The organism is Kibdelosporangium aridum, from assembly GCF_900176515.1.
GTDB lineage: Bacteria > Actinomycetota > Actinomycetes > Mycobacteriales > Pseudonocardiaceae > Kibdelosporangium > Kibdelosporangium aridum.
The window spans coordinates 438494-464909 of the sequence record NZ_FWXV01000006.1; the positions used below are offsets into that span (position 1 = coordinate 438494).

At 65.8% G+C, this 26416-nt stretch carries 22 protein-coding genes and 1 pseudogene; 11 read left to right on the top strand and 12 right to left on the bottom strand.

Going from position 1 to position 26416, the window contains the following annotated elements; translation table 11 throughout:
* Positions 1–73: 73 nt before the first annotated feature.
* Positions 74–1237: a glycosyltransferase family 87 protein gene (locus B9C43_RS32505; RefSeq protein ID WP_084430639.1), complete on the top strand. Its 1164-nt coding sequence runs from the start codon at positions 74–76 to the stop codon at positions 1235–1237.
* On the opposite strand, the gene B9C43_RS32510 is transcribed toward B9C43_RS32505, so the two are convergent.
* Positions 1139–1792: an ACT domain-containing protein gene (locus B9C43_RS32510; protein WP_033380395.1), complete on the bottom strand. Its 654-nt coding sequence runs from the start codon at positions 1790–1792 to the stop codon at positions 1139–1141. The two genes, B9C43_RS32505 and B9C43_RS32510, sit on opposite strands and share 99 nt — an antisense overlap.
* Positions 1793–2008: 216 nt before the next feature.
* Here B9C43_RS32510 and gatC point away from each other — a divergent pair, with 216 nt between their 5' ends.
* From gatC to gatB, 4 genes are read left to right on the top strand one after another with little or no spacing between them, the layout of a single operon-like run.
* A complete protein-coding gene (gatC, locus tag B9C43_RS32515; protein ID WP_033380382.1) occupies positions 2009–2308 on the top strand; it encodes an Asp-tRNA(Asn)/Glu-tRNA(Gln) amidotransferase subunit GatC in 300 nt (99 codons plus the stop codon).
* The gene (gene gatA, locus B9C43_RS32520; protein WP_033380381.1) at positions 2305–3822 is read left to right on the top strand and encodes an Asp-tRNA(Asn)/Glu-tRNA(Gln) amidotransferase subunit GatA; all 1518 of its coding nucleotides are present in this window, start codon (positions 2305–2307) and stop codon (positions 3820–3822) included. Before gatC ends, gatA begins: the two co-directional genes overlap by 4 nt.
* Positions 3819–4016 carry a hypothetical protein gene (locus B9C43_RS32525; protein ID WP_033380380.1) on the top strand — a complete coding sequence of 66 codons (198 nt, stop codon included), beginning with the start codon at positions 3819–3821 and terminating at the stop codon, positions 4014–4016. The genes gatA and B9C43_RS32525 overlap by 4 nt, the downstream gene beginning before the upstream one ends.
* Positions 4013–5518, top strand: a complete 1506-nt coding sequence (gene gatB / locus B9C43_RS32530) for an Asp-tRNA(Asn)/Glu-tRNA(Gln) amidotransferase subunit GatB (protein ID WP_084430641.1) — start codon at positions 4013–4015, stop codon at positions 5516–5518. Before B9C43_RS32525 ends, gatB begins: the two co-directional genes overlap by 4 nt.
* A 64-nt stretch (positions 5519–5582) precedes the next feature.
* On the opposite strand, the pseudogene B9C43_RS32535 reads toward gatB, so the two are convergent.
* A pseudogene (locus B9C43_RS32535) lies at positions 5583–6801 on the bottom strand (IS30 family transposase).
* Positions 6802–7227: 426 nt separating this feature from the next.
* Here B9C43_RS32535 and B9C43_RS32540 point away from each other — a divergent pair.
* Positions 7228–10752 carry an NACHT domain-containing protein gene (locus B9C43_RS32540; RefSeq protein WP_084430642.1) on the top strand — a complete coding sequence of 1175 codons (3525 nt, stop codon included), beginning with the start codon at positions 7228–7230 and terminating at the stop codon, positions 10750–10752.
* Positions 10753–10816: 64 nt separating this feature from the next.
* Here the strand turns inward: B9C43_RS32540 and B9C43_RS32545 are convergent, their stop codons facing one another.
* Together B9C43_RS32545 and B9C43_RS32550 are read right to left on the bottom strand one after the other, a co-directional pair.
* Entirely contained in the window at positions 10817–11470 is a 654-nt protein-coding gene (locus B9C43_RS32545) for a Crp/Fnr family transcriptional regulator (RefSeq protein ID WP_084430643.1), read from the bottom strand.
* A gap of 69 nt (positions 11471–11539) precedes the next feature.
* On the bottom strand, positions 11540–13099 hold the full coding sequence (locus tag B9C43_RS32550) for an MDR family MFS transporter (RefSeq protein ID WP_084430644.1): 1560 nt from the start codon (positions 13097–13099) through the stop codon (positions 11540–11542).
* A gap of 99 nt (positions 13100–13198) precedes the next feature.
* Here B9C43_RS32550 and B9C43_RS32555 point away from each other — a divergent pair, with 99 nt between their 5' ends.
* Complete coding sequence (locus tag B9C43_RS32555; RefSeq protein ID WP_033380378.1) at positions 13199–13753, top strand: TetR/AcrR family transcriptional regulator; 555 nt, start codon at positions 13199–13201, stop codon at positions 13751–13753.
* A gap of 1 nt (position 13754) precedes the next feature.
* On the opposite strand, the gene B9C43_RS32560 is transcribed toward B9C43_RS32555, so the two are convergent.
* The 4 genes from B9C43_RS32560 to B9C43_RS32575 all read right to left on the bottom strand — a co-directional run bounded on the left by B9C43_RS32560 (position 13755) and on the right by B9C43_RS32575 (position 17926).
* Entirely contained in the window at positions 13755–14693 is a 939-nt protein-coding gene (locus B9C43_RS32560) for a hypothetical protein (protein ID WP_143446752.1), read from the bottom strand.
* Between the two features lie 14 nt (positions 14694–14707).
* Complete coding sequence (locus B9C43_RS32565; RefSeq protein ID WP_084430646.1) at positions 14708–15655, bottom strand: hypothetical protein; 948 nt, start codon at positions 15653–15655, stop codon at positions 14708–14710.
* Between the two features lie 116 nt (positions 15656–15771).
* Positions 15772–16953 (bottom strand): PQQ-dependent sugar dehydrogenase, encoded by a 1182-nt coding sequence (locus B9C43_RS32570; RefSeq protein ID WP_084430647.1) that lies wholly within the window; start codon positions 16951–16953, stop codon positions 15772–15774.
* Between the two features lie 10 nt (positions 16954–16963).
* Positions 16964–17926, bottom strand: coding sequence for an alpha/beta fold hydrolase (locus B9C43_RS32575; protein WP_084430648.1), 963 nt, complete (start codon positions 17924–17926; stop codon positions 16964–16966).
* A gap of 58 nt (positions 17927–17984) precedes the next feature.
* On the opposite strand from B9C43_RS32575, the gene B9C43_RS32580 reads away from it, so the two are divergent.
* A complete protein-coding gene (locus B9C43_RS32580) occupies positions 17985–18899 on the top strand; it encodes a 2-hydroxyacid dehydrogenase (RefSeq protein WP_084430649.1) in 915 nt (304 codons plus the stop codon).
* A 49-nt stretch (positions 18900–18948) separates the two neighbouring features.
* Complete coding sequence (locus B9C43_RS32585) at positions 18949–19653, top strand: DoxX family protein (RefSeq protein WP_235038983.1); 705 nt, start codon at positions 18949–18951, stop codon at positions 19651–19653.
* Here the strand turns inward: B9C43_RS32585 and B9C43_RS32590 are convergent.
* From B9C43_RS32590 to B9C43_RS32605, 4 genes are all read right to left on the bottom strand, one after another.
* Positions 19646–20587 carry a 2-hydroxyacid dehydrogenase gene (locus B9C43_RS32590; RefSeq protein ID WP_084430650.1) on the bottom strand — a complete coding sequence of 314 codons (942 nt, stop codon included), beginning with the start codon at positions 20585–20587 and terminating at the stop codon, positions 19646–19648. The two genes, B9C43_RS32585 and B9C43_RS32590, sit on opposite strands and share 8 nt — an antisense overlap.
* A 54-nt stretch (positions 20588–20641) precedes the next feature.
* Positions 20642–21250 carry a hypothetical protein gene (locus tag B9C43_RS32595; protein WP_084430651.1) on the bottom strand — a complete coding sequence of 203 codons (609 nt, stop codon included), beginning with the start codon at positions 21248–21250 and terminating at the stop codon, positions 20642–20644.
* A gap of 162 nt (positions 21251–21412) precedes the next feature.
* The gene (gene ilvD, locus B9C43_RS32600; protein WP_084430652.1) at positions 21413–23257 is read right to left on the bottom strand and encodes a dihydroxy-acid dehydratase; all 1845 of its coding nucleotides are present in this window, start codon (positions 23255–23257) and stop codon (positions 21413–21415) included.
* Positions 23258–23298: 41 nt separating this feature from the next.
* Entirely contained in the window at positions 23299–23724 is a 426-nt protein-coding gene (locus tag B9C43_RS32605) for a PH domain-containing protein (RefSeq protein ID WP_143446753.1), read from the bottom strand.
* A 275-nt stretch (positions 23725–23999) separates the two neighbouring features.
* On the opposite strand from B9C43_RS32605, the gene B9C43_RS32610 reads away from it, so the two are divergent.
* Together B9C43_RS32610 and ilvN are read left to right on the top strand one after the other, a co-directional pair.
* A complete protein-coding gene (locus B9C43_RS32610; protein WP_084430654.1) occupies positions 24000–25868 on the top strand; it encodes an acetolactate synthase large subunit in 1869 nt (622 codons plus the stop codon).
* Positions 25868–26374, top strand: a complete 507-nt coding sequence (gene ilvN / locus B9C43_RS32615) for an acetolactate synthase small subunit (protein ID WP_033380362.1) — start codon at positions 25868–25870, stop codon at positions 26372–26374. The genes B9C43_RS32610 and ilvN overlap by 1 nt, the downstream gene beginning before the upstream one ends.
* Positions 26375–26416 lie beyond the last annotated feature (42 nt).

The window sequence follows — 26416 nt, forward strand, 5'->3', positions numbered from 1 at the left end:
CGGCGGTGTCCCGGAAACGATAGGAACAGCACCTATTTCACCCGGGAAATCAGCCACCGGTTAGCCTGCTCTGATGGGGCGTATCGGGGCATGGCTCGGCGCAGCGGCGGCAGTCGGTGTCACGCTGTGGCTGTTGTTCACCCACGACAGCTCCAACATCGAGCGCGTACTGACCGACTACATGGGTGCGCACACGGATTTCGACACGTTCCACCGGTCGGCCGTCGCGTTGCTGCGCGGTGAGTCGATCTATGACACGGGTGCGTGGGTCGCCAATCTCAATCCGCCGTTCTGGACTGTTCTGCTCGCGCCCCTCGGGCTCACCGACACGCTCACCGCGTACCGGGTGTTCAGTGTGATCACCGCTGTTCTCGTTATCGGTGCGGGTTTCCTTGTCGCACGGGAACTGCGCGTCCCCCACTGGACAAAGTGGATTGTTCTGGCCGCGTTCCTGGTGTCCTCGCCGTTGATGGGCACGGTCGCACTTGGCCAGGTCTACGGCGTGCTCGTCGCAGGGTTGGCCGTCGCGTGGGTTCTGCAGAAGCGCGGCAGGCATGTGGGCGCGGGCATCGCGCTCGGCATCGTGATCGCGATCAAGCCGACACTGATACCGATCCTGCTGCTGCCCGTCGTACAACGGCAATGGAAGACGTTCCAAGCCGGCGTCCTCGCTGGCGCGGCGGCAACGCTCATCGGCGTGGCCGCCGCGGGTGTGCAGGCGTTCCTGCGGTGGATGGAGGTGCTGAAGGCCGAGCAGCTCAGTACGTTCAGCGACAACGCGTCGCTGCCCAGTTTCGTCGCACGGCTCGGCGGGCCCGCGTGGATCGGGTTCCTCGCCGGTGCCCTGCTGCTGATCTACACGCTTCGGAAAGTTCGCAACGATCCGGACATGGCACTGTGGGCTGTGACAGCCGCCACTCTGCTGCTGTCGCCGGTCGCTTGGCACAACTACCTGGTGCTCTGTTTCCCAGGTGTGTTCGTCGTGTTGCGGCACCGCCAGTTCGCTACGGCCGCGTTACTGATCACGCTGCCGCTCATCGGCGTCGAGTGGAACACCGCGTTCTGGCAGGGCGACGGCTTCGTGGACCACGTCGGGCAGTCGTTCTACTGCTTCATCCTGCTGACCTACTGGTACGCGCTAGCCGTCCAGCACAACCGCGATGATCCCGGCCAGGTGCGCCAGCCTGGCGACCTCGGCGGCGCGGAACATCGGCCCGCCAGGGCGGCCGACCAGTAGCACCCGGTCCGGCTTGCCCAGCGGCGTCGCGGCCAGCTCCGTGCCCAGTTCACGCCAGGTCTCCGGGACCCACGGCTCCTCGCCGTCGAGCACCGTCGCCTTGGCGAGCGGCATGAACGGCAGGTCGATGGTGAGGATCTCCGGCGCCGCCGGGCTCGCCGCCAACGGCTGGGTGCCGCTCGCGTCGTGCTGGATCACCACGGCCCACCCGGCCCGGATGATCTTCGGGACGCCCTCGGTGAACGTGATCAGGCCGTCCTTGGGCTCGGCCGCCACTTCCTCGACCAGTTCCAGCTCGCGGTGCGTGTCCAGGACACCCGCGTACGGCCGGACCGCGTCCACTTCCACACCTTCGACCGACTCCGCCGCGGTGATCAGCATGTCCGGCAGGCGGCCCGACGGCAGCTCGACGACCAGGTCGTCCACGGCTACGCCCGCACCACGCTCGACCACGTCCACGCTGAGGATGTCGGCGCCGATCTTGCCGAGCGCGGACGCCACCGCGCCCAGTGTTCCCGGGCTGTCCGGGAGTTGCACCCGGATCAGGAAGGACAAGGCGAACGCCTCCTGCGTCGTGCGCGGAACCTTGCCGTCCGCACCTGCTGCCGGGCGCCGATTGTCGCAGATGGGCGCATGCCCCAAGGAGCAGGCGTCCGGGTCTAGTGGGTTACGAACAGCGGCACGTCGGATAACCCGTTCGGGCCCCGGCCAACCCTCGCCATAGACTCACCAGGTCCCAGAATGAAATGTAATCCCCCGGGGGTTCGTGGAGTGCCAACCATCTCCCGCGACGAGGTCGCGCATCTCGCCCGGCTGGCCAGGCTCGCGGTGACCGAGCAAGAGCTGGACAAGTTCGCAGGCCAGCTCGACATCATCCTGCAGTCGGTCGCGCAGGTGACCGAGGTCGCGGCCGACGATGTGCCGCCGACCTCGCACGCCGTGCCGCTGACCAACGTCTTCCGTGAAGACGTCGTTCGCCCGGGACTCACCCAGCAACAGGCGCTGTCCGGCGCCCCTTCCGCTGAGGACGGCCGGTTCCGCGTGCCCCGCATCTTGGGAGAAGAGCAGTGAGCGAACTCACCCGGCTGACCGCGGCCGAGCTGGCTGCCAAGATCCAGGCCAAGGAGGTGTCGGCGGTCGAGGTGGCACAGGCCCACCTGGACCGGATCGCCGACGTCGACCCGGCCGTGCACGCGTTCCTGCACGTCAGCACCGAGAGCGCGCTGGCTCAGGCGCGCGCGGTCGACGAGGACGTGGCGGCGGGCAACATGCCCGCGTCGCCGTTGGCGGGAGTGCCGCTGGCGCTCAAGGACGTCGTCACGATGCAGGGCGCGCCGACGACGGTCGGCTCCAAGATCCTTGAGGGCTGGGAGCCGCCGTACGACGCGACAATCACGACAAAGATGCTCGAAGCGGGCATCGTGATCCTCGGCAAGACCAACATGGACGAGTTCGCGATGGGCTCCTCCACCGAGAACTCGGCGTACGGCCCGACGCACAACCCGTGGGACCTCAACCGCGTTCCCGGCGGCTCCGGCGGCGGCTCGTCGGCCGCGCTCGCGGCGTTCGAGGCTCCGCTCGCGATCGGCACCGACACCGGTGGCTCGATCCGTCAGCCCGCTGCGGTGACTGGCACGGTTGGCGTGAAGCCGACTTATGGCGGCGTTTCCCGCTACGGCCTCGTGGCATTCTCGTCGTCGCTCGACCAGGCCGGGCCTTGCGCGCGGACCGTTATGGACGCGGCGTTGCTGCACGAGGTGATCGGCGGTCACGACTCGCTGGACGCCACGTCCATCAACGAAGCGGTGCCCGCGGTCGTACAGGCGGTGCGCGAAGGTTCGATCGGCGACTTGCGCGGCCTGAAGATCGGTGTCGTCAAGGAGTTCTCCGGCGAGGGCTACGAGCCCGGCGTCATGGTGTCGTTCAACGAGGCCGTCGAGCAGTTGCGCACGCTGGGTGCGGAGATCGTCGAGGTCTCGTGCCCGCACTTCAAGTACGCGCTGTCGGCGTACTACCTGATCGCGCCGAGCGAGTGCTCGTCCAACCTGGCCCGCTTCGACGCGATGCGCTACGGCATCCGCGTGGGCGACAACGGTGAGCGCAGCGCCGAAGAGGTCATGTCGCTGACCCGTGAGGCCGGCTTCGGCCCCGAAGTGAAGCGCCGCATCATGATCGGCACGTACGCGCTCTCGTCGGGCTACTACGACGCCTACTACGGCTCCGCCCAGAAGGTCCGCACGCTGATCAAGCGGGACTTCGAGGCCGCGTACGAGAAGGTCGACGTGCTCGTCTCGCCCACGACGCCGACCACCGCGTTCCCGATCGGCGAGCGCACCGACAACCCGATGGCCATGTACCTCGCCGACCTGTGCACGATTCCGGCGAGCCTCGCGGGGCATCCTGCTATGAGCGTGCCGAGCAAGCTGTCGGGGATCGACGGTCTGCCGGTCGGCCTGCAGATCATGGCGCCTGCCTTGCAGGAGACCAGGATGTACAAGGTGGCCGCGGCTTACGAAGTGGCACGCAACGAAGCGGACGGCGGCCCGCTGATCAACCGGGTGCCGGAACTGGAGGTGGCACGGTGAACTTCAAGAAGGCTCGTGGCCTGCTCGGCCTGGTCGGTTCGGTGTTCGGCGCGGTCAGCGCGGTGCAGGGTTTCCGCAACGCCCGCAAGGACAAGGACAAGCTGCTGCTCGTCAACGCATCCGCCAGCATCCTCGTCGCGGTCACGGGTGTGCTGCTGACCATCCGCTCTATTCGTAAGGACGAGCTGAAGTGACGGCTGCTGCCGAGCTGATGGACTACGACGAGGTCATCGCGAAGTTCGACCCGGTGCTCGGGCTCGAGGTGCACGTCGAGCTGTCCACGCACACCAAGATGTTCTGCGGCTGCCCGGTCGCTTTCGGTGCCGAGCCGAACACCCAGGTCTGCCCGACGTGCCTTGGTCTGCCCGGTGCGCTGCCCGTGGTGAACGAGACCGCCGTGGAGTCGGCGATCCGCATCGGCCTCGCGCTCAACTGCGAGATCGCCGAGTGGTGCCGGTTCGCCAGGAAGAACTACTTCTACCCGGACATGCCGAAGAACTTCCAGACCTCGCAGTACGACGAGCCGATCGCCTTCAACGGCTGGCTCGACGTCGAGCTGGAAGACGGAACCGTTGTGCGCGTTGACATCGAGCGCGCGCACATGGAAGAGGACACCGGCAAGTCGCTGCACGTGGGTGGCGCGACCGGTCGTATCCACGGCGCGGAGCACTCGCTGCTGGACTACAACCGCGCGGGCGTGCCGCTGATCGAGATCGTCACCAAGCCGATCGTCGGGACCGGCGAGCGGGCACCGGAAGTCGCCCGTGCGTACGTGACCGCGCTGCGGGATCTGCTGCGTGCCTTGGGTGTCTCGGACGTCCGGATGGACCAGGGCTCGCTTCGCTGTGACGCCAACGTGTCCCTGATGGCCAAGGACGCCACGGAGTTCGGCACGCGCACGGAGACGAAGAACGTCAACTCGCTGCGTTCGGTCGAACGGGCCGTGCGGTTCGAGATGACCCGGCAGGCCGCGGTGCTGGAATCGGGCGGCACGATCCGCCAGGAGACCCGGCACTTCGACGAGTCGACCGGAAGCACGTCCCCTGGCCGTGCCAAGGAGACTTCCGAGGACTACCGGTACTTCCCGGAGCCCGACCTGGTGCCGATCGCCCCGTCGCGGGAGTGGGTCGAGAAGCTGCGGGCGACGCTGCCGGAGATGCCCTGGGTGCGGCGCAAGCGGATCCAGCAGGAGTGGAACCTCTCGGACCTTGAGCTGCGTGACTTGCTCAACGTGGGCGCGGTCGACCTGATCGCGGCGACGGTGGACGCGGGCGCGTCCCCGGCGGAAGCCCGCGCGTGGTGGGTCAGCCAGCTGGCGCAGGAAGCCAACACCCGCGGCATCGAGTTGGCAGATCTGCCGATCAAGCCCGGTCAGGTTGCCGAGATCATCAAGATGGTCGCCGAGGGCACGCTGACCAACAAGCTGGCGCGTTCGGTGGTCGAGGGCGTGCTCGCGGGCGAGGGTGAACCGGCTGCGGTCGTGGAGAAGCGTGGCCTCAAGGTCGTTTCGGACGACTCGGCGCTGATCGCCGCGGTCGACGAGGCACTCGCCAACAACCCGGACGTCCTCGACAAGATCCGCAGCGGCAAGGTGCAGGCCGCGGGCAAGATCGTCGGTGACGTGATGCGTGCGACCAAGGGCCAGGCCAACGCCAAGCGCGTGCAGGAACTGGTGCTGGAACGCTCCAACGCCTGAGAAGTCAGCTGAAGAGATGCCCTCGCGGCTTGGCGGTTTCTAGGGGTCGTCGCAACACGAGTGGTTAGCTGGCGTCGGCCAGCAGTTTGGCGAGACGTTCGGCTGGGGGTGTCCCAGCCGAGCGTTTTGCGTGGGCGGCCGTTGAGTTGGACGGCGACCGTGTCGAGGTGTTCGCGGTTGTGGACGGTGAGGTCTGTGCCTTTGGGAAAGTATGGCGCAGCAAGCCGTTGGTGTTTTCGTTGCTGTCGCGTTGCCAGGGTGAGTGGGGGTCGCAGAAGTAGACCGGGATGTCGGTGGCGATGGTGAACGCGGCGTGGCTTGCCATTTCGGCGCCTTGGTCCCAGGTCAGTGACCTGCGCAGCTGGGTGGGCAGGTGACTCATGGTGTCGGTGAGGGCGTCGCGCACCACATCAGAGGTGCGGCCGTCGGGCAGGTGCACGAGCATCACGTAGCGGGTGGCGCGTTCGACCAGGTGCCGATAGCGGATTTGTTGTCCTTGCCGATGATCAGGTCACCTTCCCAGTGTCCCGGTACGGCGCGGTCGTCTGCTTGGGCGGGGCGTTCGCTGATCATGACCATCGGTGTGATCATCCGCGGTGTGCGCTGCTGGGCTTGGCGGCGCGGGCGGCGTATCGCCCGGCCGGTGCGCACCGCGCTGGTGAGTTCGCGGCGCAGCTCGCCTCGTCCTTGGACGTAGAGGGCCTGGTAGATCGTCTCCTGGGTCACGTGCATCTCCTGGCGGTTGGGAAAGTCCCGCCGTAACCGTCGCACGATCTGTTCCGGGCTCCATCGCAGGTCCAGGCCTGCCTGGATGGCCTGGCACAGCACGGGTTCGCGGCGATCTTGCCGGTCTTCGGACGTGGACGCCGCGCGTCGGCGCGGGCCTGGGCCGCGTGTGGGCGATAGTCGCCGCTGTCGGGATGGGCGTTGCGGCGCAGCTCCCGGCTGATCGTGGACGCGGCACGGCCAAGCTCGGCCGCGATCTGCCGGATCGAGGCCTTCTCCCGGTGTCGGTCGGCGATATGGATCCGCTCGTCCTCACGCAAATACCGCCACGGGCCAGGAGGCGGTGCCACCGAGGTGATCGGTGGCACCGCCCGGTTGTGTCGTGTCTGGTGATGGCCGTTGCGCCATCGTTTGCCGGTCCGATAGTTGACACCAACGATCCGGCACGCCTCCCGGCTGCTCACACCCTTCCGCACAAGATCAAGATATGCGGCTCGTTCCCGAACCAGTCGTCTAGCTCCCTGCGGCGAACGGTCCCTGCGGATCTCGAAGTCCATCGCGTCCCCGAAGATCGGGTGTTGCGACGACTCCTAGAACCCAAGCGTCCGTGGGGGCATCTCTGTGCGTACGCCCCAGGCGTGAGGGCGTGTATCTTTCAATGATCACGACTTACCGATTCTGTCCTACTTGGGTTTTCGGCGTACCAGCTTGTGTCAAGTGGGTGCATGCATTGATCACTCGAGGGCGGTATTTCGCAGGTACGCCGCGCAGTGCGACAGCTATTTGCATGGTACGCCATCGCGTGATGGCAACTTCTCTGCGGTAAGCGATCCACATTCTGATCACTGCTGCCAGAGGAAGTGTGATCGCCAGCATCAAGTCCATGGGTGTTTCCTCCCGTCGTCGATGCAGCGACTATTCCCGAGCCCGCAGGTTTCCCTCTAGAGTCTGGGAAACTCTCGGAAACTCTGGAGGATGTCGCGATGACAAGCGGACGTCCACGGCAGGGCAAGATACAGCGTTACCCCGAGCTTGCTGAGCTGGCGCAATGGTTCCAGCGGGCGCTGGCATCACAGAACTTCTCCAGTCCGAACGAGTTCGCGCAGCACATAGGACTGGGATCCAGCACGCTGTATCGCCTGTACAACGGCGAGGCGATGATCAGTGTGGATATCTTGAAAGCTGTAGCAGGTGGTCTGCATCAGGACGTCAGGCAGGCCGAGCAGGTGTGGATCCGTGCCAAGGAAGCCGTGGATCGTCGGGCTGTTGCACAGCAACTGGCCAAGGCACCGCGTTTGGATTCCTGGGAGCAACGCCCGCGTCCGACTGTTTTGGAGCCGGCGTTGCGCAGCCTCCTGGAATCGCTCAGCACAGTTACGGACGTCCTGCCATACCGCAAACTCGGTCTCGAGCCGCCGCCCCTGTCGGCGGTCCATGTACGCCAGCTTGTCCACCACACCGCAGTCCAGGCCGAGCAAGCTGAAATACGGGACCGCCGACAGGCCGTTAAGGACCGCCAAATGCCTGCCCCGAAGGAGCAGGTGATCACTGCCGACGATGCCTTCAAAGAACGAGAACACCTGGTCCTCATCGGAGAGCCCGGCAGTGGCAAGTCGACATTCAGCCGGCACCTGGCCCGTCATCTGGCCCGAATCTGGCTGGGCGAGGAATCCGCGACCCGCGCGCCACTGCGTGAACCAGTGCTGCCAGTCCTGGTGGTGGCACGTGACCTCGTCGAGGAGCGGCCCTGGCCAGAGGTGCTTGCCAAGGCCGCTGGGCGAACCTTAGGACGAAAAGCCATCAGTCAGCCCCACCCGGCATTGTTTGAACGCCGCGCGCAGGGCGCGCGCTGGCTGGTGTTCGTCGATGGCCTGGACGAGATCATCAACCAGGACGCGCAGGCAAAGCTGGTCGCTGATCTGGCTACGCACACCCGCCCCGGCTCGCCATACCGGTTTGTGATCACCACTCGCGGACTGACAAACCCGGAAAGCAGCCCATTGCGTGGCGACCACGTCGGTATCTACACGATCCAGCCCTTCGGCCGCCCACAGCTGATGGTCTTCGCGAAGAAGTGGTTCGACACCCAGCGTGCACCAGAACTGGTCGAGCGCTATCTCCATCAGGTCTCTGATGGTCGACTGCGGTCTCTGGTGGGCAGCCCGCTGCTCGCCACTATCGCTGCCATCGCGTTGACCACCCAGCCTGATCGCCCGCTACCCACGAGCAGAGTGGACCTTTACTCGCGTTTCTACGACTTGCTCACCGACGAAGAAGCGTCCGGGCGTCCTGCTGAACGAGATTTCCTGGAATCCTGGGCGACCCAGCCGAGCAAGCAGCGGTTTGCTACCTGGATACATGACCGCAGGCACAACCTCGTCGACCGCCTCGCGCGTCATCAAATCGAGCAATCTGGCGGCTTGCTGGCCGAGGCCACGAGATGGGTGAGCGAGAATGGGTCAGAGCCTGAAACCTTTCCCCGCGACTGGGAGCAGATCCTGCGCGAGATTCTTTTGGCTACCGGTCTATTTGTATGGGACGATCGCGATCTTAGGTTTCTGCACCATTCGCTGGCCGAGTTTGTAGCGGCTAGCGCTCATGTGCAGGACATTCCTGCTGATTTCCCGGAACTTGACGATTGGGTCAAGCGTGGTTTGACACCGGGGCAAAGAACATTTGCATTGTTCACGTTCGCATTATGGGTGAAACGCGGCAATGATCTGGACCTGGTGTTGGACCGGCTCCGAGTTGGCACCGTGGAGCACCTGTTGCTGGCCGGTCGTTTGCTCGCCGAAACCGGCACGAGCGAGGGAGCGGCGGTTGTCAAAGGTCTGGTCAGTGTGGCCGTCGCACAGTTGATAAAGGCCAAATTAGCTATTGGCTACAGCTGTCCGGAGGCTTTCGTCGTGCTGGCCGAGCTGACCGGGAATGAGGTGGCTGCCGAAAATCTTCGGCACATCTTTGAATGCGCCGAGCTTCGGGTGATAACTCGAGTGGAGGCTGCTATCGCTTTCGGTCGCGTGGTCGGACCTCAACAAGCATTGCCTTTTCTATCTCAGCTGGCGAAAGAGGGGGACGTCTGGGAATTGCTGCGAGTGGCGACAGGGCTGAATGAACTCTTTCCTGACGATTCTAGCCACGCGGCTGGACTGCTACTTTTATTGTGCGATGATCTTCCCCATTCAGTTACCGCGCGAGCGGTTCTTGCGAGTGGCCTGATGGCCGTCAACGAGAACAATCGTGCTATCGACGTCGCGCGGTCTGTGATCACTGATCCACAACCTGCGGTCGAGGTGCTGGCTGGAGCCTGCGAGACATGGTTAACAGCCGCCGGGAATATGGCTGCGCACGAAATAGTCGAGGCTGTCACCAGTCGACCCGATTTCGGCTCGTGGAACCCCACCCCGCTCGTCTCGGCCCTCCTCAAACTTGGGTGTCGAGACGAGGCAGTCGCTTTGGCCCGGAGAGCCGTAATCGATGACCAGAGACTCGCAGCGAATCTGGATGACGCCGCTGAGGCGTGGCTGACGGCAGCGGGCGACCAGGTGGTGGATGAAATCCTCATCATTGTCGCGAGCCGCGAGGTAGACCCCTGGGCGAGGGCACGTCTCAGCAAGGTCATCGCCAAGACTGGTCGTCACGACGTCGTCGCCGACTTTGCCCTTCAGGTCCTTCGCGATCCTCGGTCAGACTCAACCGACCAGGCGATCGCTGCTGAGGCGGTGGTCGCTACTGGGCCCGCAGACGCCGTCCGCGACGTAGTTACGTTACTTGAAGCGCGGGCAGGCACCTCGCTGTGGGACCGGGCAGTCTTGGCTGAGACGCTCGCTGAGCTCGGTGAGTCCAGGCGCTCGGTCGAACTGGCCCAGACAATCGTCGCCGCACCGGAGTCAGACGGAGTTGACCTCGCAGTGGCTGTCAGAGCCTGGTTCGCCGCGCAGGGCAACGGGGCGTTGGGGAACGTCCTTGCGGCGCTTGCGAAGCGGCCGCGTCTCAGCGTAGCCGAGCGAGCTGCCCTTCTCACGACCTTGGCCACCAGGGGTGGCGACCGTCAAGCGGCTGCCTGGGCATGGGAAATTCTGGGAGACTCGACCGCGACACGCGATCATGCACAGGAAGCCATTGAATGCCTGCTGTCAACAGTAGGTTTGGAGGCTGCTAGCAACATCCTAAACCTCGTACAACAGAACCAGACAGCCCAAAGTCTCCACGCTATAGCCAACACTCTCGCGGAGTGCGGTGCTCTGGCAGAGGCGACGCATTTGTGGCAGGAGGTAGTGGTCGAGCGTGCAACGGCCATGCGAACCCGTCTCGCTGCGGCAGAGTCGTTAGTTGACTCGGGAAACAAGATGTTGGCCATCGAGAGCCTGCAACAGGCGCGTGTCAGGAATAACGACCGCACAGAGCGGAGACGACTGCAACAACTCCTTGCCTGGGTTACGTTGAGCAATCCAGACATGGAGTTGTGCGAGCATTTTGGAGCGAAGAGTGTCCGTCTGCCTTCATGAGCGGCCAGACGGGTGAGACGGCCCAGATACCTTTGCGAAGCCATCCCGATCGCTGTTGCCGACCCTAGCGGTTGCTCAGTGCGATCTCTCTGAGCGCCTCGACATCCCTCAGCCTAATCTCGCCTCGAGCAGTCTCGACGATCTCGTTGTCTCGTAGGAGACCGAGGGTTTTCTGCGCGGACTCCACCGATATGCCCGCGAGCGAAGCCAGGTCTGACTGCGAAAACCGGAGGACATTTCCCTCCGCCACGCCTATGTCGATCAACTCGACGATGGCTTTCGCCAGCCTTCGTCCGGCGGCCAGGTCGGTGTCGACGATCTTGCTTGTTGCTTGTTGGAGCCGCTGCTGCGTGTGCAGGAGCAAGGCGTGCATCAGCCGTGGTTCGCGGTACAGGAGGTCCACGAAAGCATGGCCCGGCAGGTGCTGAACGACGACCTCGTCGTGCGCGATGACGGTCGCGGCTTGTGGTTCCTGCGTGATCGCCGCCATCTCGCCGACCAGATCGCCGGGCTTCCTGATGGCCACGGCGCGAGGCGGGTTGCCGATGACCCCGCGGACGTGGCCTTCTTTGATGAGCAGGACCGCGCCGGACTGCTCGCCTTCCCGGAAGAACACGTGGCCAGTCGGTCGGCGCAGGGTCTGCGCCAGCTCAGCCATCAGGCTCAGTTGGTCCGTGGTGAAGAGGAGATCGCCTTTGCGGTACCGCGCGTCGTCCACGGCATCGAATGTCGCACAGCCGAAAGCGGGCCATCCCCCGATGGATGGCCCGCTTTCGTCTTCCCCGGGTCAGTCCGCGAGGACCGGAACCGGCTTGGCCGGACTCTCCTGCGCGTCTGACGAAGAAGCGACGGTGAAGTCCCGCAGCGGCTCGGACTTGACGAACCACGAGACCACGAAGCCGATCGCGATGAACACCGTGGCCCACAAGAAGATGCTCTGGATCCCGGAGACCATCCCGCCGAGGTAGGCGTCCCTGACCGGAGCGGGCAGCCCTTCGATCATCTTCGGGCTCAACTGCCCGCCGCCGCTCGTCAGCTGAGCACCGGCCGACCCGAGAGCCGACGTCATGCTGTCGTTCACCCGGCTGCTGAAGATCGACCCGAGCACCGCGACTCCCAGTGAGCCACCGATGCTCCGGGCGAAGGTGGCCGTGCTCGTCGCGACGCCCAGGTCACGCATCTCAACGCTGTTCTGCGCGATCAGGTTGGTCGTACCCATCAGGAAGCCAAGCCCCGCGCCGATCACGACGATGTACATACTCGACGTGAACGAACTCGTGGTCAGATCCAGCTGGGTGAGCAGGAACGTGCCCACCGCCATCACGCCCATGCCGATGATCGGGAAACTGCGGTAGTGCCCGGTCCGGCTGGTCAGCTGGCCTGCCACGGTCGAGAAGACCAGCACTCCCGCCATCATCGGCAGCAGCAGCAACCCGCTGTTCGTCGCCGACGCGCCTTGCACGATTTGCTGGTACTGCGGCAGGAAGCTGACCGCGCCGAACATCGCGAAGCCGGACATGAACGCCAGTACCGAGGCCAGCGTGAAGTTGCGGATCTTGAACAGCTTCAGCGGCAGGATCGGCTCCGCGACGCGGTTCTCGACCCAGACGAACGCCGCCAGCGCGACGACCGTCAGCACGCCGAGGCCGACGATCTGCCACGAGCCCCACGCGTACTCCGTGCCACCCCAGGTCGCGAACAGCACCAGTGAACCGATGCCCAGCGTCAGCAGTCCCGCGCCCCAGTAGTCGATCACGGCCTTGCCGGCGGTGCGCTTCGGCAGGTTCAACGTCGCGCCCACCACGAACAGGGCGAGGATGCCCAGCGGCAGGTTCACGTAGAACGCCCAGCGCCAGTCCAGGTAGTCGGTGATGAACCCGCCGAGGAACGGCCCGCCGACCATCGCGACCGGCATCACGGCCGCGAACATGCCCTGGATCTTGCCGCGCTCACGAGGCGGGACCATCTCGGCCATGATCGCCATGGCGCCGACCATCAGGCCACCCGCGCCCAGGCCTTGCACCGCGCGGTACGCGATCAGCTCCGTCATCGACCCTGACGTGCCTGCCAGCGCGGAGCCGATCAGGAACAGCACGATCGAGGCCATGAACATGCCTTTGCGGCCGTAGAGGTCGCTCAGCTTCCCCCAGATCGGCGTGGAGACCGCGGAGGCGAGGGTGTACGCCGTGACCACCCAGGCGAAGTGATTGAGGCCACCGAGGTCCCCGACGATCGTCGGCATGGCGGTGCCGACGATCATGTTGTCGAGCATGGCCAACAGGATGCCGATCATCAGTCCGGCGAAGACTGTGTACTGCTTGCGCTTGGTGAGAGGTGCTGTCGTCATCCGATCCCCGCTATGCTTACTTGCCGCCCGGCTAGGTAACTTGCTAGCCGTACGGTAAGCTAACCGCTAGCCGGTCGTCAAGTAAGTTCGGGAGAGAACATGGGCACCAGGTCCGATACCAGGGAAAAGATCCAGGACGTCGCCCTCGAGCTCTTCGGCGAGCAGGGCTACGACAAGACCTCGCTGCGGGAGATCGCCGAGCGCCTCGGCGTGACCAAGGCGGCGCTGTACTACCACTTCAAGACCAAGGAAGAGATCATCACCAGCCTGCTGCAGGCGGCGGGTGAACGGCTCGACAAGGTCTCCGAGTGGATGGCCGGCAAGGACCCGACCCCGGAGAACCGCCGTGAGCTGCTGGAGCGCTACGCGGCGGCGATCAACGAAGGTGGCGGGCACTTCAAGCTGATGCGCCTGATGCAGGAAAACCAGCCCGCGCTACGGGAGCTGGCGGCGGGCTTGAAAGGCCATGAGCGGATGAAGGCGTTCGTCGAGTTCCTGGTCGACCCGGGTGCCTCGCTGACCGACCAGCTCAAGGCCCGCCTTTCGATCATGGTCCTGCACATGGGCCAGTTCGCCCTGCAGGAGACGGACGCGACTCAGGCGGAGAAGCAGGCCGCGGCCCTGGAAGTGGGCCGCGGCCTGATCGGCCAGTGACTCAGGGCATGCAGAACCATTGGGCCGCGGTCATCAGGCCGCGGATGCCCTCATGGTTGCCGATAAGGACTTCGTCGTCGGTGACGTCGCCGTAGCCGTACGTCAGCGGCAGTTTGTCGGCCTGGATCGGAGTCCACGTCCCGTTGCGCCACAAGCCCGGAATGACAGGGCTCGGCCCGTACCCGCCGAACAGGGTGTTGTGGCTGTTGACGCCGAGAGCCTCGACACCGAGGTCGTAGGTCGCCACGAGCTGCCCGCGAGTGTTCCACTCCGGGAGCGACCCGAAGCCCCAGCCGAAGATCCGCTCGTTGTCCAGCACGAACGGTGCCGTCGCGGCCAGGTCCACACTGGTCCTGGTGGCGAGGTCGAACAGGATTCCCTTGTCCGTCAGCACCTTGCGGTCCGTGGTCACGAGGACCGCCGTGCCGTCACCGACCACTGTGTACTCCGGCTTGTCCCGCTCCCACACGACCGCCGTGAGTTGTGCTGGGTCGGAGACGGACGTGAGCCCGCCCGCGATGTCGCCGTTGTCGTTGATGGCCGTGGCGTACGAGTGGTGGTCTGGTGTCGTGTACAGCGTGAAGAAGCGGCCGAGCAGCTGCCGGTATGCCCGCAGGCCATTGCCTGCCACCTGTCCGACGACCACGCCGTGCTTGTTGACGCCGGTCGGACTCACGATGCTGTTGGGCGGTGACGGCAGCACTTGGTGGATCGCGCCGTTGCGCCAGAGCACAGCATGCTGATTGCCCTGCGCCGAGTACGACCCGAGGACCAACCTGTCGTCGCTGGAGGACGCCACAGCGAACGCTCTGTCAGCACCACTAGGTATTGGCAGGTCGCGGGCGACGTATTGGCATTGGGTGGGTGCTGCGGCGGCTGACGGGGCGACGACTGCCGCCAAACCTAAGCCTGCCGTGACCAACGCGGTAAGCAGCTTCATATGTCCCCCTTGAGTCACGGTGCGCAGAACCATTGGGCCGCGACCCTGTCGCCACTGGTGGCGCGGTAGTTGCCGGTGATGACTTCGTCGTCGGAGATGTCGCCGTAGCCCGACGTGATCGGAAGCTTGTCGGCTTGGATGGCGGTCCATGTGCCGTTGCGCCACAGACCCGGGTTGACGGTGCTTGGGCCGAAGCTTCCGAACAGGGTGTTGTGGTTGTTGACGCCGAGCCCTTGGACACCGAGGTCGTAGATGGCGACCAGCTGACCGGAGGTGTTCCACTCCGGGATGGACCCGAAGCCCCAGCCGAAGATCCGTCCGTTGTCCAGGGAGAACGGCTCGCGCGCGCCCAGTGACACGCTGGTCTTGGTGTTGAGGTCGAACAGGAGGCCTTCGTTGGTCAGCACCTTGCGGTCGTTGGTCACGAGGACCGCCTGGCCGGGGCCGACCACCGTGTAGCCAGGCTTGTCCCGTTCCCACACCACTGCGGTTCGTACGTCCGGCCCGTCGATCGGGAAAATCGCGCCCGCGACATCGCCGTTGTCGTTGACGGCGGTCGCGATCGAATGGTCGCCCGGTTCCGTGTGCAGCTTGAAGTAGCGGCCGATCAGCTGGCGGTACGCGGTGTAGCTGCGAAGGTCGTCCATCCAGCCGACGATCACGCCGTTTTTGTTGATACCTCGTGGAGTCATGCGGGGCGGGTAAGGCGACTTCATCACCTGGTAGATCTCACCGTTCCGCCACACCACGGCCTGCAGCTCAGGATCCCCGTAGACCTCGCCGACGAGTAACTTGTCATCGCTCGACGACGCGATGACCTCCGCACCCGTAGCCCCAGCGGGGATCGGCAGGTCGCGGGCGACGTACTGGCATTGCGTGGGTGCCGCGGCGGCTGACGGTGCGGCGACCACCGTCCCCAACCCCAAACCTGCCGCGAGCAGGACTGTGCACAACCGCTTCATGAATCCCCCTTGATCCGAATAGGTCGATGGGGGAACTGTGGCACGTCAAATGTCCATAAAAGCGTGCAACAAACGGCAAGCAGCCACTCGCCGAGCCATGTTGCGCCGTCTGGAAGCTAGTCCTTGCCGCCGCCACCCACGTTGGGCGGCACGATCGACACGAGGATGACCCGGTCATCGCTGGACACCGGGGTGCCTCCGGACTTGTTGACGGTCCCGGCCAACGCGTAGGTCGGGTCCAGCACGGCCATCCCGCCAAGCCGGCCGAAGCCCTCCTTGTCCTGCATGGACACCGTGGGCTTCTGGGTGATCACGCCTTCCGGGCTGAGCGGCAGGTTCTGCATGTTCCCGGCGGTCGACGTGGCCACCATCAGCAGCGAGGGCGTCACCACACAGCCTGCGACACCGGGCCTCTCCGGCCAGCTCCACACCGGATTGCCCAGCGGCTTGCCCGGATCCACCCGGAAGACCGCGTCCCGCTGCGCCGACCGGTCGGTCACCCACGGACGGCTGTCCACGCCGACGCAGATGCCGCCTGGCGAGTGGAAACCACTGGCAAGCACGGCCGAACTCGGGTCTGGATTGCCCTTGGCGGGTTTTCCGCTCGTATCAATGCGAAGCAGCTTGCCCGCCAACGACTTCGGGTCCGCCGCCAGTGCGGGGTTGCCCGCGTCGCCCGTTGCCACAAGCAGATTGCCGGTGCGGTCACGCAACAACGCGCCACGGTTGCCGGACGGACCGCGAGGAATGCCGGTCAGTACAGGCTTCGGAGTGTCACCAGCGGTGAAACGGACGACACGGTTGTCGGTCGGCGTCGTGATGTACGCGTAGACCAATTGGTCTTCGGCGTACGACGGCGACAGCGCGAGACCGGTCAGACCGCCGTCGGTCGTGCCGTCGACTGGGAGCGTGGTCACGGCGCTCGGGTCGGAGCCGTACCGGACCTGCATCACGCGGCCGGACTTGCGTTCGCCCGCGAGACCCGCGGGCGGGTCGCTGTTCGGGAACGGCGCCACCGAGTCGATGGTGTCCATGCACGTGCCCACCACGGCCGGGTGGAAGTCCTTGCAGCCCTCCGGCGGGGGAACCGGGGCCGGTGGGCCGCCTTGGTTACCGCCGCCACCTGGGCCGCCGCCACCGCCGGGACCACTGCCCTCGTTCGGGCCGGTCTCCGGGGCCAGGTGGGGCTGCTCGGTCCAGTGCGCGGGCGGGGGTTGTTCGGCGAACGACACGCAGCCGCTGAGTGCGAGGCCTGCGGCGACGCAACAAGCGGCGAGCCGCCATCCGGAACGTGACACGTCACCCAGGCTAGGTGCGCAGCCGTGAACCGTAGGTAAGCGCGGGCGGGATCAACGCGTCGATCGGATCGCGGCTCGGTGGCCGGGCCAGGTCCCGCGCACGCTCGACCGCGACGACCCTGCGCAGCAACATGCGCAGCTCCTCGACCACCACATCCGGGGCTTCGAGCGGCAGGAAATGGCTGGTCGGGACGATCCGGACGCGGGCCTGCGGCAGCATCGCGACCGGTTTCGCCGCCCGCTCCGGCGAGGCCATCAGGTCGTACTGCCCGGCGAGCACGGTGATCGGACACGTCACGCCCCGCAGATCCCTCGCGGGTACGGAACTGACAGCGAGTGCCAGGGTGAAGTACCAGCGCCAGTCGTGCTGCACGAACTGGCGCAGCATGCGGATGACCGCCTGGGTGTCCGCGCCGGGCAGCATCAGGCCGCTGTGCTGGGCGACTGTCGCGGTGACCTTGTTCATCGGGACGCGCTGCATGACCGCGTCGATCAGCGGCGACATCGCGCGCAACGCGTGTGTGCCGGTCAACGTGAGCGCGCGGCGCAGTACTGCCGGAATTCCCAGCGAACTGAGCATCGCGCCGAACAGATCACCCGGCACACCCGCGGTGAACATCAAGCCGGAGACCCGTTCCGGGTGTCTGCGGGCCAGTTCGGCGGCCACCATCACACCGACCGACCAGCCCATCACGACACAGCGCCGCACGCCCGCCGCGTCCAGCACGGCCAGCGCGTCCGCGACGTGATCGGCCAGCTCGATCCGGCTCTCGTCAGCCGGTCGGTCCGAACCCATCGTGCCGCGCGGGTACCACGACAGCACCCGGGCGCCCAAGTCCGGTACCAGCAGCATCGGCCACACTTCCGGCGCTGTGCCCAGTCCCGGGCACAGCAACACCGGCGGGCCCGGGTTGTCGGTGCGCCAGCCGCGAATCCTCGTCCCGTCCGGCGAGGTCACGTCGTGTTCGTGCATCGACGCAGAGTCTGCCCTAGTCAGGCCGCCCAAATGAATACGGCCTACTGTTGTTTTCGTGCCGATCACTGTTCTGGTACCTGATGATCACGGAATGTCCGTGCTGGCCGAGCTGCCAGGCGTGCGACCAGTCCGATTCGAGGTCGGCGAACCCTTGCCACCCGGCGCCGGGCAAGCGGACGTGCTGATCCCCGGCTTCCAGGCGGGAGCGCGGGCGATCACGTACCTCCCGCAGCTGCCGAACCTCAAGCTCGTGCAGCTGCTCTCGGCGGGCGCGGAGAGCTGGATCGGCAAGGTGCCGGACGGGATCATGCTCGCCAATTGCCGAGGTGCGCACGGCGGCAGCACGGCCGAGTGGGTGATGGCCGCGCTGCTGACGATCTACCGTGAGATGCGCGAGTTCGCCGCCGCGCAGGCCGACCGCCGCTGGGACTTGCACAAGACCGACACGCTGCAAGGTAAACGCGTGCTGACAATCGGCGCTGGCGACCTTGGAAATCAGCTCAAGCGCAGGTTGGAAGCGTTCGACGCGCACGTGACGATGGTCGGCACGACCGCGCGGGAAGGCGTTCACGGTGTTGCCGAACTTCCCCAGTTGCTCGGCGATCACGACGCTGTCGTTCTGATGGTGCCCGTCACCCCGAAAACCGTCGGAATGGTGGATGCGGAGTTCTTGTCCCAGATGGCAGACAGTGCCGTGCTGGTGAACGCGGCCCGAGGATCGGTTGTGGTCACCGACGACTTGCTGGCCGAACTGCGATCGGGCCGGTTGCGCGCCGCGCTCGACGTCACCGATCCCGAGCCGCTGCCGTCGGATCATCCACTGTGGACGGCCCCTGGCCTGCTGCTGACCCCGCACGTCGCCGGGACGTGCGCGCGCAACTTCGAACGCGCCTATGCCGTGGCGGCAAGCCAGATCGCGATGTTCGCGGCGGGTGAGAAACCAGCGAATCTCGTGCGTGGCGAATACTGATAAAAACTTTGTAGAGCGTTTTCCCGCGTTATCCCGTACCCTCCCCGCCGTGAGTACCGACGATGACCGCTCGAGGACCGCGGGCGGGTACCCAGGTATGTATTCCACGGGCGGCGACGACTACTCCGGTGCGCACCGGATGAGTGAGCCGTCGGACGAGGATTACGGCCGGTACGACGATTCCGGCTACAGCAGCTCGTCCACGACAACCGTGCTGTCCAGACCGGGGGCCGACGAGGAGGAGCGAACCAAGCCGGTTTACGCGTGGCACGGCGGCCTGGACTTCGGTCTGCTCGTGCTGCGCCTCGTGCTCGGCGGCACGTTCATCCTGCACGCGTTGCAGAAGCTGTTCGGCCTGTTCAACGGCCCGGGCATCGACGGGTTCGCGCAGTTCCTCGGCACGCAGGGCTTCAGCCAGATCACGATCCTCGCCTGGGCGACCGGCGTGTCCGAGCTGGTCGGCGGCGTGCTGCTGGTGCTCGGGCTGTTCACCCCGATCGGCGCGGCGGCGATCCTCGGCGTGATGGCCAACGTGGTCTTCCTGAAGTGGGGCAACGGGTTCTTCAGCCCGCCGCGCGGCTTCGAGTGGGAGCTCGCGCTGGGCACGGCGGCGTTCATGCTGCTGTTCACCGGCCCGGGGCGGATCTCGCTGGACCGCCCGACCCCGTGGGGTCGTCGCCCGGTCCCGCTGGGGCTGTTCATGCTGATCGTCGCGGCTGGACTGTCCGTCGTCACGCTTGTCGTGTTCAGGTAAGGACTTCCGGGTTGACCAAGGCCCGGGGGCGATGCCCGGCGATGCCGTTGAGCAGGTTCTCGACGGCGAAAAGGCCCATCGCCGCCCGGGTCTGGACGGTCGCACTGCCCAGATGCGGCACGAGCGTGACGTTGTCCAAGTCCAGCAAGGTCTTCTCGACCTGAGGTTCCCGTTCGAAGACGTCCAGCCCAGCCGCGAAGATCTCGCCTGCGCGCAACGCTCGCGCCAACGCGGCCTCGTCGACAAGGGGCCCACGCGCGGTGTTCACCAGAACCGCGGTGGGCTTCATCCTGGTGAAGACATCGGCGTTGAAGAGGTGCTTGGTCTCAGGCGTCAGGGGCGCGTGAACCGAGATCACATCGGACTCGGCGATCAAGGTGTCGAACGGGACGCCACCTGAGCGGGAGTTGTGAATCACCCGCATCCCGAAACCCTCGGCCCGTTTCGCCGTCGCCTGCCCGATCCGGCCGTAACCGACGATGCCAAGGGTTTTGCCGTACAGCTCGTGACCGAGCATCATCCGCGGACCCCAGATCCACGGGGTTTCCGTGCGCAGAAACCGGTCGCCCTCGGCGATCCTGCGGACACACGCCAGGATCAGCGCCCACGCGAGGTCGGCGGTGGCCTCGGTGAGGACGTCGGGGGTGTTCGCCACCAGCACGCCACGCCTGGTGCATTCCGCCACGTCGATGTTGTCGTAGCCGACCGCGTGATTGGCCACGATCTTCAACTGGGGGCCCGCCGCGTCGAGGAGTTCCGCGTCGACCCGCTCGGACAGCATGGTCAGCAGGCCGTCTTTGCCGTTGGCGCGCTTGAGGAATTCGTCGCGCGGCATGGCCTCCGGCGGACCGGTGTACAGGTCGACCTCGCACTGGCCTTCCAGTGCGTGCATCGCTTCGTCGACCATCTCGCGAGTGACCAGGACCTTAAGCACACGCCGACGATAGCCGACTGGACTACACGTGGGGCCGGAACTGGATCCGTATTTCTAGCCCGATCGCCGATGCCGAGCCGATACGCGGATGACCCAGTAGGCCACTATGGACAACACCACGTAGACCGGGAGACCCGCGACGAACTGGTGGGTCATCTTGGCCAAGGCGGTGTACTCGGTCGGCGGTGGCATCACGATCGAGTGGTCGCCGAAGTGGTGGGTGACGAACGCGGCGATGGGTGTGCCTCTGGCCACGAACATGTCGTGTGCCAGTGGGCCTGGGATGGTGATCACCGCGAACGACAATCCGAACACGAGCGGGAACAGCCAGCGCGGCCGTCCGCGGATCAGCCAGACCGTCAGTGGCAGCAGCACCGCGATGATCGGGGTGAGCGCGATGAAGCCGAACGACGAGTCCAGCGCCCAGTGCAGGTACGGGCTGATCGCCGGTCCGCCTTCGTTGAAGTGGATCGCGTGCACGAAGAACATCGCGGCACCGCCCACGTAACACAACAACAGCGACGTGACCAGCAACGTCACCCGAGCCAACGGGTCACGGTAGAACTCGGCGACGGCGCCGAGTGGTCCTTTGTGGACAGGGGGAGCCGTTGGCTGATCACGGAAGACCGCGTTGATGTCCGGGACGGCGACGGTTTTCGTCATAAGACCACCTCTTGTGATCTGGTGACAGGACGCGCGCCGGACCTCAGGGTGCAACAATCCGTAGCCATACGAAAATGACACGAAAGCCGGACAAGAAATGCCGTGAGCCGACGCACCTAGGTGCGCCGGCTCACCTTTGACAGAGCCAAATCATTGAAGAAGTCAGGACGGGATGCGCCGCACCGCGCCTGTGGACGCGTCGGTCGCCATGTGTGCGTACGCCCGCAAAGCCGTGGTGACAGGGCGATCCCGGTCGACCGGCTGCCACGGCCGCTCACTGGACTCCATCTTCGCCCGTCGCTCGGCCAGAACTTCCTGCGGCACAAGCAGTTCCAGTGTCCGGGTGGTCACGTCGATCAGGATCTGGTCGCCGTCCTGGACCAGGCCGATCGTGCCCGCGCCCGCCGCCTCGGGCGAGATGTGCCCGACCGACAAACCCGATGAGCCGCCGGAGAAGCGGCCGTCGGTGATCAGTGCGCACTTCTTACCCAGCCCGGCACCCTTCAGGAATGCCGTGGGGTGCAACATCTCCTGCATCCCTGGGCCGCCCGCGGGGCCTTCGTAGCGCACCACGAGCACGTCGCCCGGCTGGATCTCCTTGTTCAGGATCACCGACACCGCCTGCTCCTGGCTTTCCACCACGCGCGCAGGACCTTGGAACCGGAACAACGACGGATCGATTCCAGCCGACTTGATGACCGCGCCGTTCTCGGCCAGGTTGCCGCGCAGCACGGCCAAACCGCCGTCAGCGGTGTACGCGTGCTCCTTGTCACGGATACATCCGGAAGCGGCGTCGGTGTCCAAAGAAGACCAGCGGTTGGTCGTGGAGAACGCCTCCGTGGTCCGCACGCCGCCAGGCGCCGCGTGGAAGAGCTCGATCGCCGCGTCGGAAGCCGATCCGGATCGGACGTCCCATTCGGACAACCAGCCCGACAGGTCCGCGCTGTGCACCGAGTGGACGTCCCGGTTGAGCAGGCCCGCGCGGTCGAGCTCACCGAGGATCGCCGGAATCCCACCGGCCCGGTGCACGTCTTCCATGTGGTAGTCGGAGTTCGGCGAGACCTTCGACAGGCACGGCACGCGGCGGCTGATCGCGTCGATGTCGGCCAGCGTGAAGTCGACCCCGCCCTCCTGTGCCGCGGCCAGGATGTGCAGGACCGTGTTGGTCGAGCCGCCCATCGCCATGTCCAACGCCATCGCGTTCTCGAAGGCCTTGCGGGACGCGATCGAGCGCGGCAGGACACTGGAGTCGTCGGAGCCGTACCAACGCTTGGCCAGTTCCACGACGGTCGTTCCGGCCCGGGAGAACAGGTCACGGCGCGCGGCGTGCGTGGCCAGAGTGGAGCCGTTGCCCGGCAACGCCAGCCCGAGCGCCTCGGTGAGGCAGTTCATCGAGTTCGCCGTGAACATCCCGGAGCACGAGCCGCACGTCGGGCAGGCCGAGCGCTCCACAATGGACAAGCCGTCCTCGTCGACGGACGGGTTCGCGGAGGCCGCGATGGCGGTGATCAGGTCGGTCGGTGCCTGTGCGACACCGTCCACGATCACGGCCTTGCCCGCCTCCATCGGCCCACCGGAGACGAACACCGTCGGGATGTTGAGCCGCATGGCCGCGTTCAGCATGCCCGGCGTGATCTTGTCGCAGTTGGAGATGCACACCAGCGCGTCCGCCTGGTGCGCGTTGACCATGTACTCGACCGAGTCCGCGATGATCTCGCGGGACGGCAGGGAGTACAGCATTCCACTGTGGCCCATCGCGATCCCGTCGTCCACCGCGATGGTGTGGAACTCACGCGCGACACCGCCCGCCTCGCGCACGGCTTCGGCGACGATGTCACCGAGGTCGCGAAGGTGTACGTGGCCCGGCACGAACTGCGTGTAGGAGTTGGCGATCGCCACGATCGGCTTGCCGAAGTCGGAATCCGTCATACCGGTCGCACGCCAGAGCGCGCGGGCGCCTGCGGCGTTGCGGCCGTGAGTGGTCGTGCGGGAGCGCAACTGGGGCATCGCCCCTCCAAAGGTCAGAACGTGGTGGATCAGCCGCGAGGTTACTCCGCCGAGGTGTCCGGTGTGGCCGGAGTTTCCTCGTCGCTTGCTTCGGGATCGGCAGCAGGGTCGGGGATACGGCCGCCGCTGACTCGGGAAAGCAGTGACACGTGTCGCAGTCGGACACCCGGCAACCGGGTCACGGTGCCGTCGGTGCCGACCGCGGCCACCCGGCCGCGATCGATCTTCAGCGACGCCAGGTCGTCCCATTTCATGGTCTTGCTGGTGAACATGTCGCGTGCGGTCAGGCCGTCGGTGTCAGCGGTCGTGCGATGGCGGACCACCCAAAGGATCATCGCGATCGGTATCGCGTAGATCCCGAACAAGCCCGGCGCGGCGAAAGCGAACGGCGTTGCGGCAACGGCGAGCAGTAGCGCACCGAGGTGGGCGGTCGGTGGGGTCCGGAAGACCACCTTGCTGACGGTCACGTACTGATGGTGCCTGTTCAGCGTCACCGGCCGGTCGGCGGGTCCCCCGATCGGGTCCACTATTCGGGATTGGCGTCCCGCAGATTTGACGCGTGCGCACGATCCGCACTACCGTCGCCCTATGTTCAACCCGATTGGTCTCGTACTTCCCAAGCGCGTCGACGCTTAGGGCTACAGACTCGTCGACGCGCGACCCTCGTGCGACCCATCCGGTCGACGGGGGTTTTTTCGTGTCCGGACCCCATAACCGACCACTGACTCACGAGGCAGAACCGATGACGAGCGCTACATCGCGACCCGCCGCGAAGCCCGGGGCGCCGAAACCGGGAGCTGATCCCAAACCAGGGGATCACTCCGCCCCGGCCAACCGTCCGAAACCAGCGCCGCCCTCCGGCGCCCCGGTGCGTGTCAACGGCGCCCAGTCGCTGGTCCGTTCGCTCGAGGCAGTCGGTTGCGAGGTGGTCTTCGGCATTCCCGGAGGAACCATCCTGCCGGCGTACGACCCGCTGCTCGACTCCACCAAGGTCCGCCACGTCCTGGTCCGGCACGAGCAGGGTGCCGGCCACGCGGCCACCGGGTACGCGCAGGCCACCGGCAAGGTCGGGGTCTGCATGGCGACCTCCGGTCCTGGCGCGACCAACCTGGTCACCCCGCTCGCGGACGCGAACATGGACTCCGTCCCGGTCGTGGCCATCACCGGCCAGCAGACCAGGGCGCTGATCGGCACCGACGCCTTCCAGGAGGCGGACATCTGCGGCATCACGCTGCCGATCACCAAGCACAACTTCCTCGTCACCGATCCGGCGGAGATCCCGCGGACCATCGCCGAGGCGTTCCACCTGGCTTCGACCGGCCGACCCGGCCCGGTGCTGGTGGACATCCCCAAGGACGTGCTGCAGGAGACCACCAGCTTCTCCTGGCCGCCCGAGATCCACCTGCCTGGCTACCGGCCGACGACCCGGCCGCACGGCAAGCAGGTGCGCGAGGCCGCGAAGCTGATCGCTTCGGCTCGCCGTCCGGTCCTCTACGTCGGCGGCGGCGTGATCAAGTCGGAGTCCTCGGCCGAGTTGCTCAGGCTCGCCGAGCTGACCAACATCCCGGTGGTCACCACGCTGATGGCGCGGGGCGCGTTCCCCGACTCGCACCCGCAACACCTTGGTATGCCCGGAATGCACGGATCGGTGGCGGCGGTGGGCTGCCTCCAGCGGTCCGACCTGATCATCGCGCTCGGTGCCCGGTTCGACGACCGGGTCACCGGCAAGCTCGACTCGTTCGCGCCGGAGGCGCAGGTCGTGCACGCCGACATCGACCCGGCGGAGATCTCCAAGAACCGCAAGGCCGACGTGCCGATCGTGGGTGACTGCAAGGAGATCATCACCGAGCTGATCACCGCGGTGCAGGCCGAGCACGAGCGGCACAAGGCGGACCTGACCCAGTGGTGGGCGCAGGTGAACAGCTGGCGGGAGACGTTCCCGAAGGGCTACGAGTGGCCGTCGGACGGCACGCTGTCGCCGCAGTACGTGATCGAGCGGATCGGCGAGCTCGTCGGCCCGGACGCGATCTACACGGCGGGCGTCGGCCAGCACCAGATGTGGGCGGCGCAGTTCATCAACTACGAGAAGCCGATGACGTGGATCAACTCCGGTGGTCTCGGCACGATGGGCTTCGCGGTCCCGGCCGCGATGGGCGCCAAGTTCGGCATGCCGGACACGCAAGTGTGGGCGATCGACGGCGACGGCTGCTTCCAGATGACCAACCAGGAGCTGGCCACGTGCGCCATCGAGGGCGCGCCGATCAAGGTTGCCGTGATCAACAACGGCAACCTCGGCATGGTCCGCCAGTGGCAGAACCTGTTCTACTCGGAGCGCTACTCGAACACCGATCTCGGCACGCACAAGCACCGGATTCCGGACTTCACGCTGCTCGCTGAGGCATTGGGCTGCGCGGGCCTGCGGTGCGAGACTCGTGAGCAGGTCGACACCGTGATCAAGCGGGCGATGGAGATCAACGACCGCCCCGTCGTGATCGACTTCGTGGTCGGCAAGGACGCGCAGGTGTGGCCGATGGTCGCGGCGGGCACCGGCAACGACGAGATCATGGCGGCCAGAGGGATCCGGCCGCTGTTCGACGAGGATGAGATCTGATGTCCACCCACACACTGAGCGTTCTTGTCGAGAACAAGCCGGGTGTGCTTGCTCGCGTTGCCGGATTGTTCTCCCGGCGCGGCTTTAACATCGAGTCGCTCGCCGTCGGACCGACCGAGCACCCAGACGTGTCCAGGATGACCATCGTGGTCGCGGTCGACGAATTGCCACTCGAACAGGTGACAAAGCAGCTCAACAAGCTGGTGAACGTGATCAAGATCGTGGAGCTCGAACCGAGTTCCGCGGTCCAGCGCGAACTGTTGTTGGTGAAGGTGCGCGCGGACGCGACCGTGCGCAGCCAGGTGCTGGAGACAGTGCAGCTCTTCCGTGCCAAGGTGGTGGACGTCTCGCCGGAGGCGCTGACCATCGAGGCGACCGGGACAGCCGACAAGATCGAGGCGCTGCGCCGGATGCTCGAGCCCTACGGCGTGCGTGAGATGGTGCAGTCCGGAATGGTCGCCATCGGCCGCGGTCCCCGCTCCATCACCGCGACGGCTGTTCGCTGAAAATCGCACCCGAGATTTCCCACAGGTTGACTAAGGAAACAA

Coding starts and splice junctions, on each gene's coding strand:
- B9C43_RS32505 (WP_084430639.1), top strand. CDS start 74: ATGGGGCGTATCGGGGCATGGCTCGGCGCAGCGGCGGCAGTCGGTGTC.
- B9C43_RS32540 (WP_084430642.1), top strand. CDS start 7,228: ATGACAAGCGGACGTCCACGGCAGGGCAAGATACAGCGTTACCCCGAG.
- B9C43_RS32550 (WP_084430644.1), bottom strand. CDS start 13,099: ATGACGACAGCACCTCTCACCAAGCGCAAGCAGTACACAGTCTTCGCC.
- B9C43_RS32555 (WP_033380378.1), top strand. CDS start 13,199: ATGGGCACCAGGTCCGATACCAGGGAAAAGATCCAGGACGTCGCCCTC.
- B9C43_RS32560 (WP_143446752.1), bottom strand. CDS start 14,693: ATGAAGCTGCTTACCGCGTTGGTCACGGCAGGCTTAGGTTTGGCGGCA.
- B9C43_RS32565 (WP_084430646.1), bottom strand. CDS start 15,655: ATGAAGCGGTTGTGCACAGTCCTGCTCGCGGCAGGTTTGGGGTTGGGG.
- B9C43_RS32575 (WP_084430648.1), bottom strand. CDS start 17,926: ATGCACGAACACGACGTGACCTCGCCGGACGGGACGAGGATTCGCGGC.
- B9C43_RS32595 (WP_084430651.1), bottom strand. CDS start 21,250: ATGACGAAAACCGTCGCCGTCCCGGACATCAACGCGGTCTTCCGTGAT.
- ilvD (WP_084430652.1), bottom strand. CDS start 23,257: ATGCCCCAGTTGCGCTCCCGCACGACCACTCACGGCCGCAACGCCGCA.
- B9C43_RS32610 (WP_084430654.1), top strand. CDS start 24,000: ATGACGAGCGCTACATCGCGACCCGCCGCGAAGCCCGGGGCGCCGAAA.
- ilvN (WP_033380362.1), top strand. CDS start 25,868: ATGTCCACCCACACACTGAGCGTTCTTGTCGAGAACAAGCCGGGTGTG.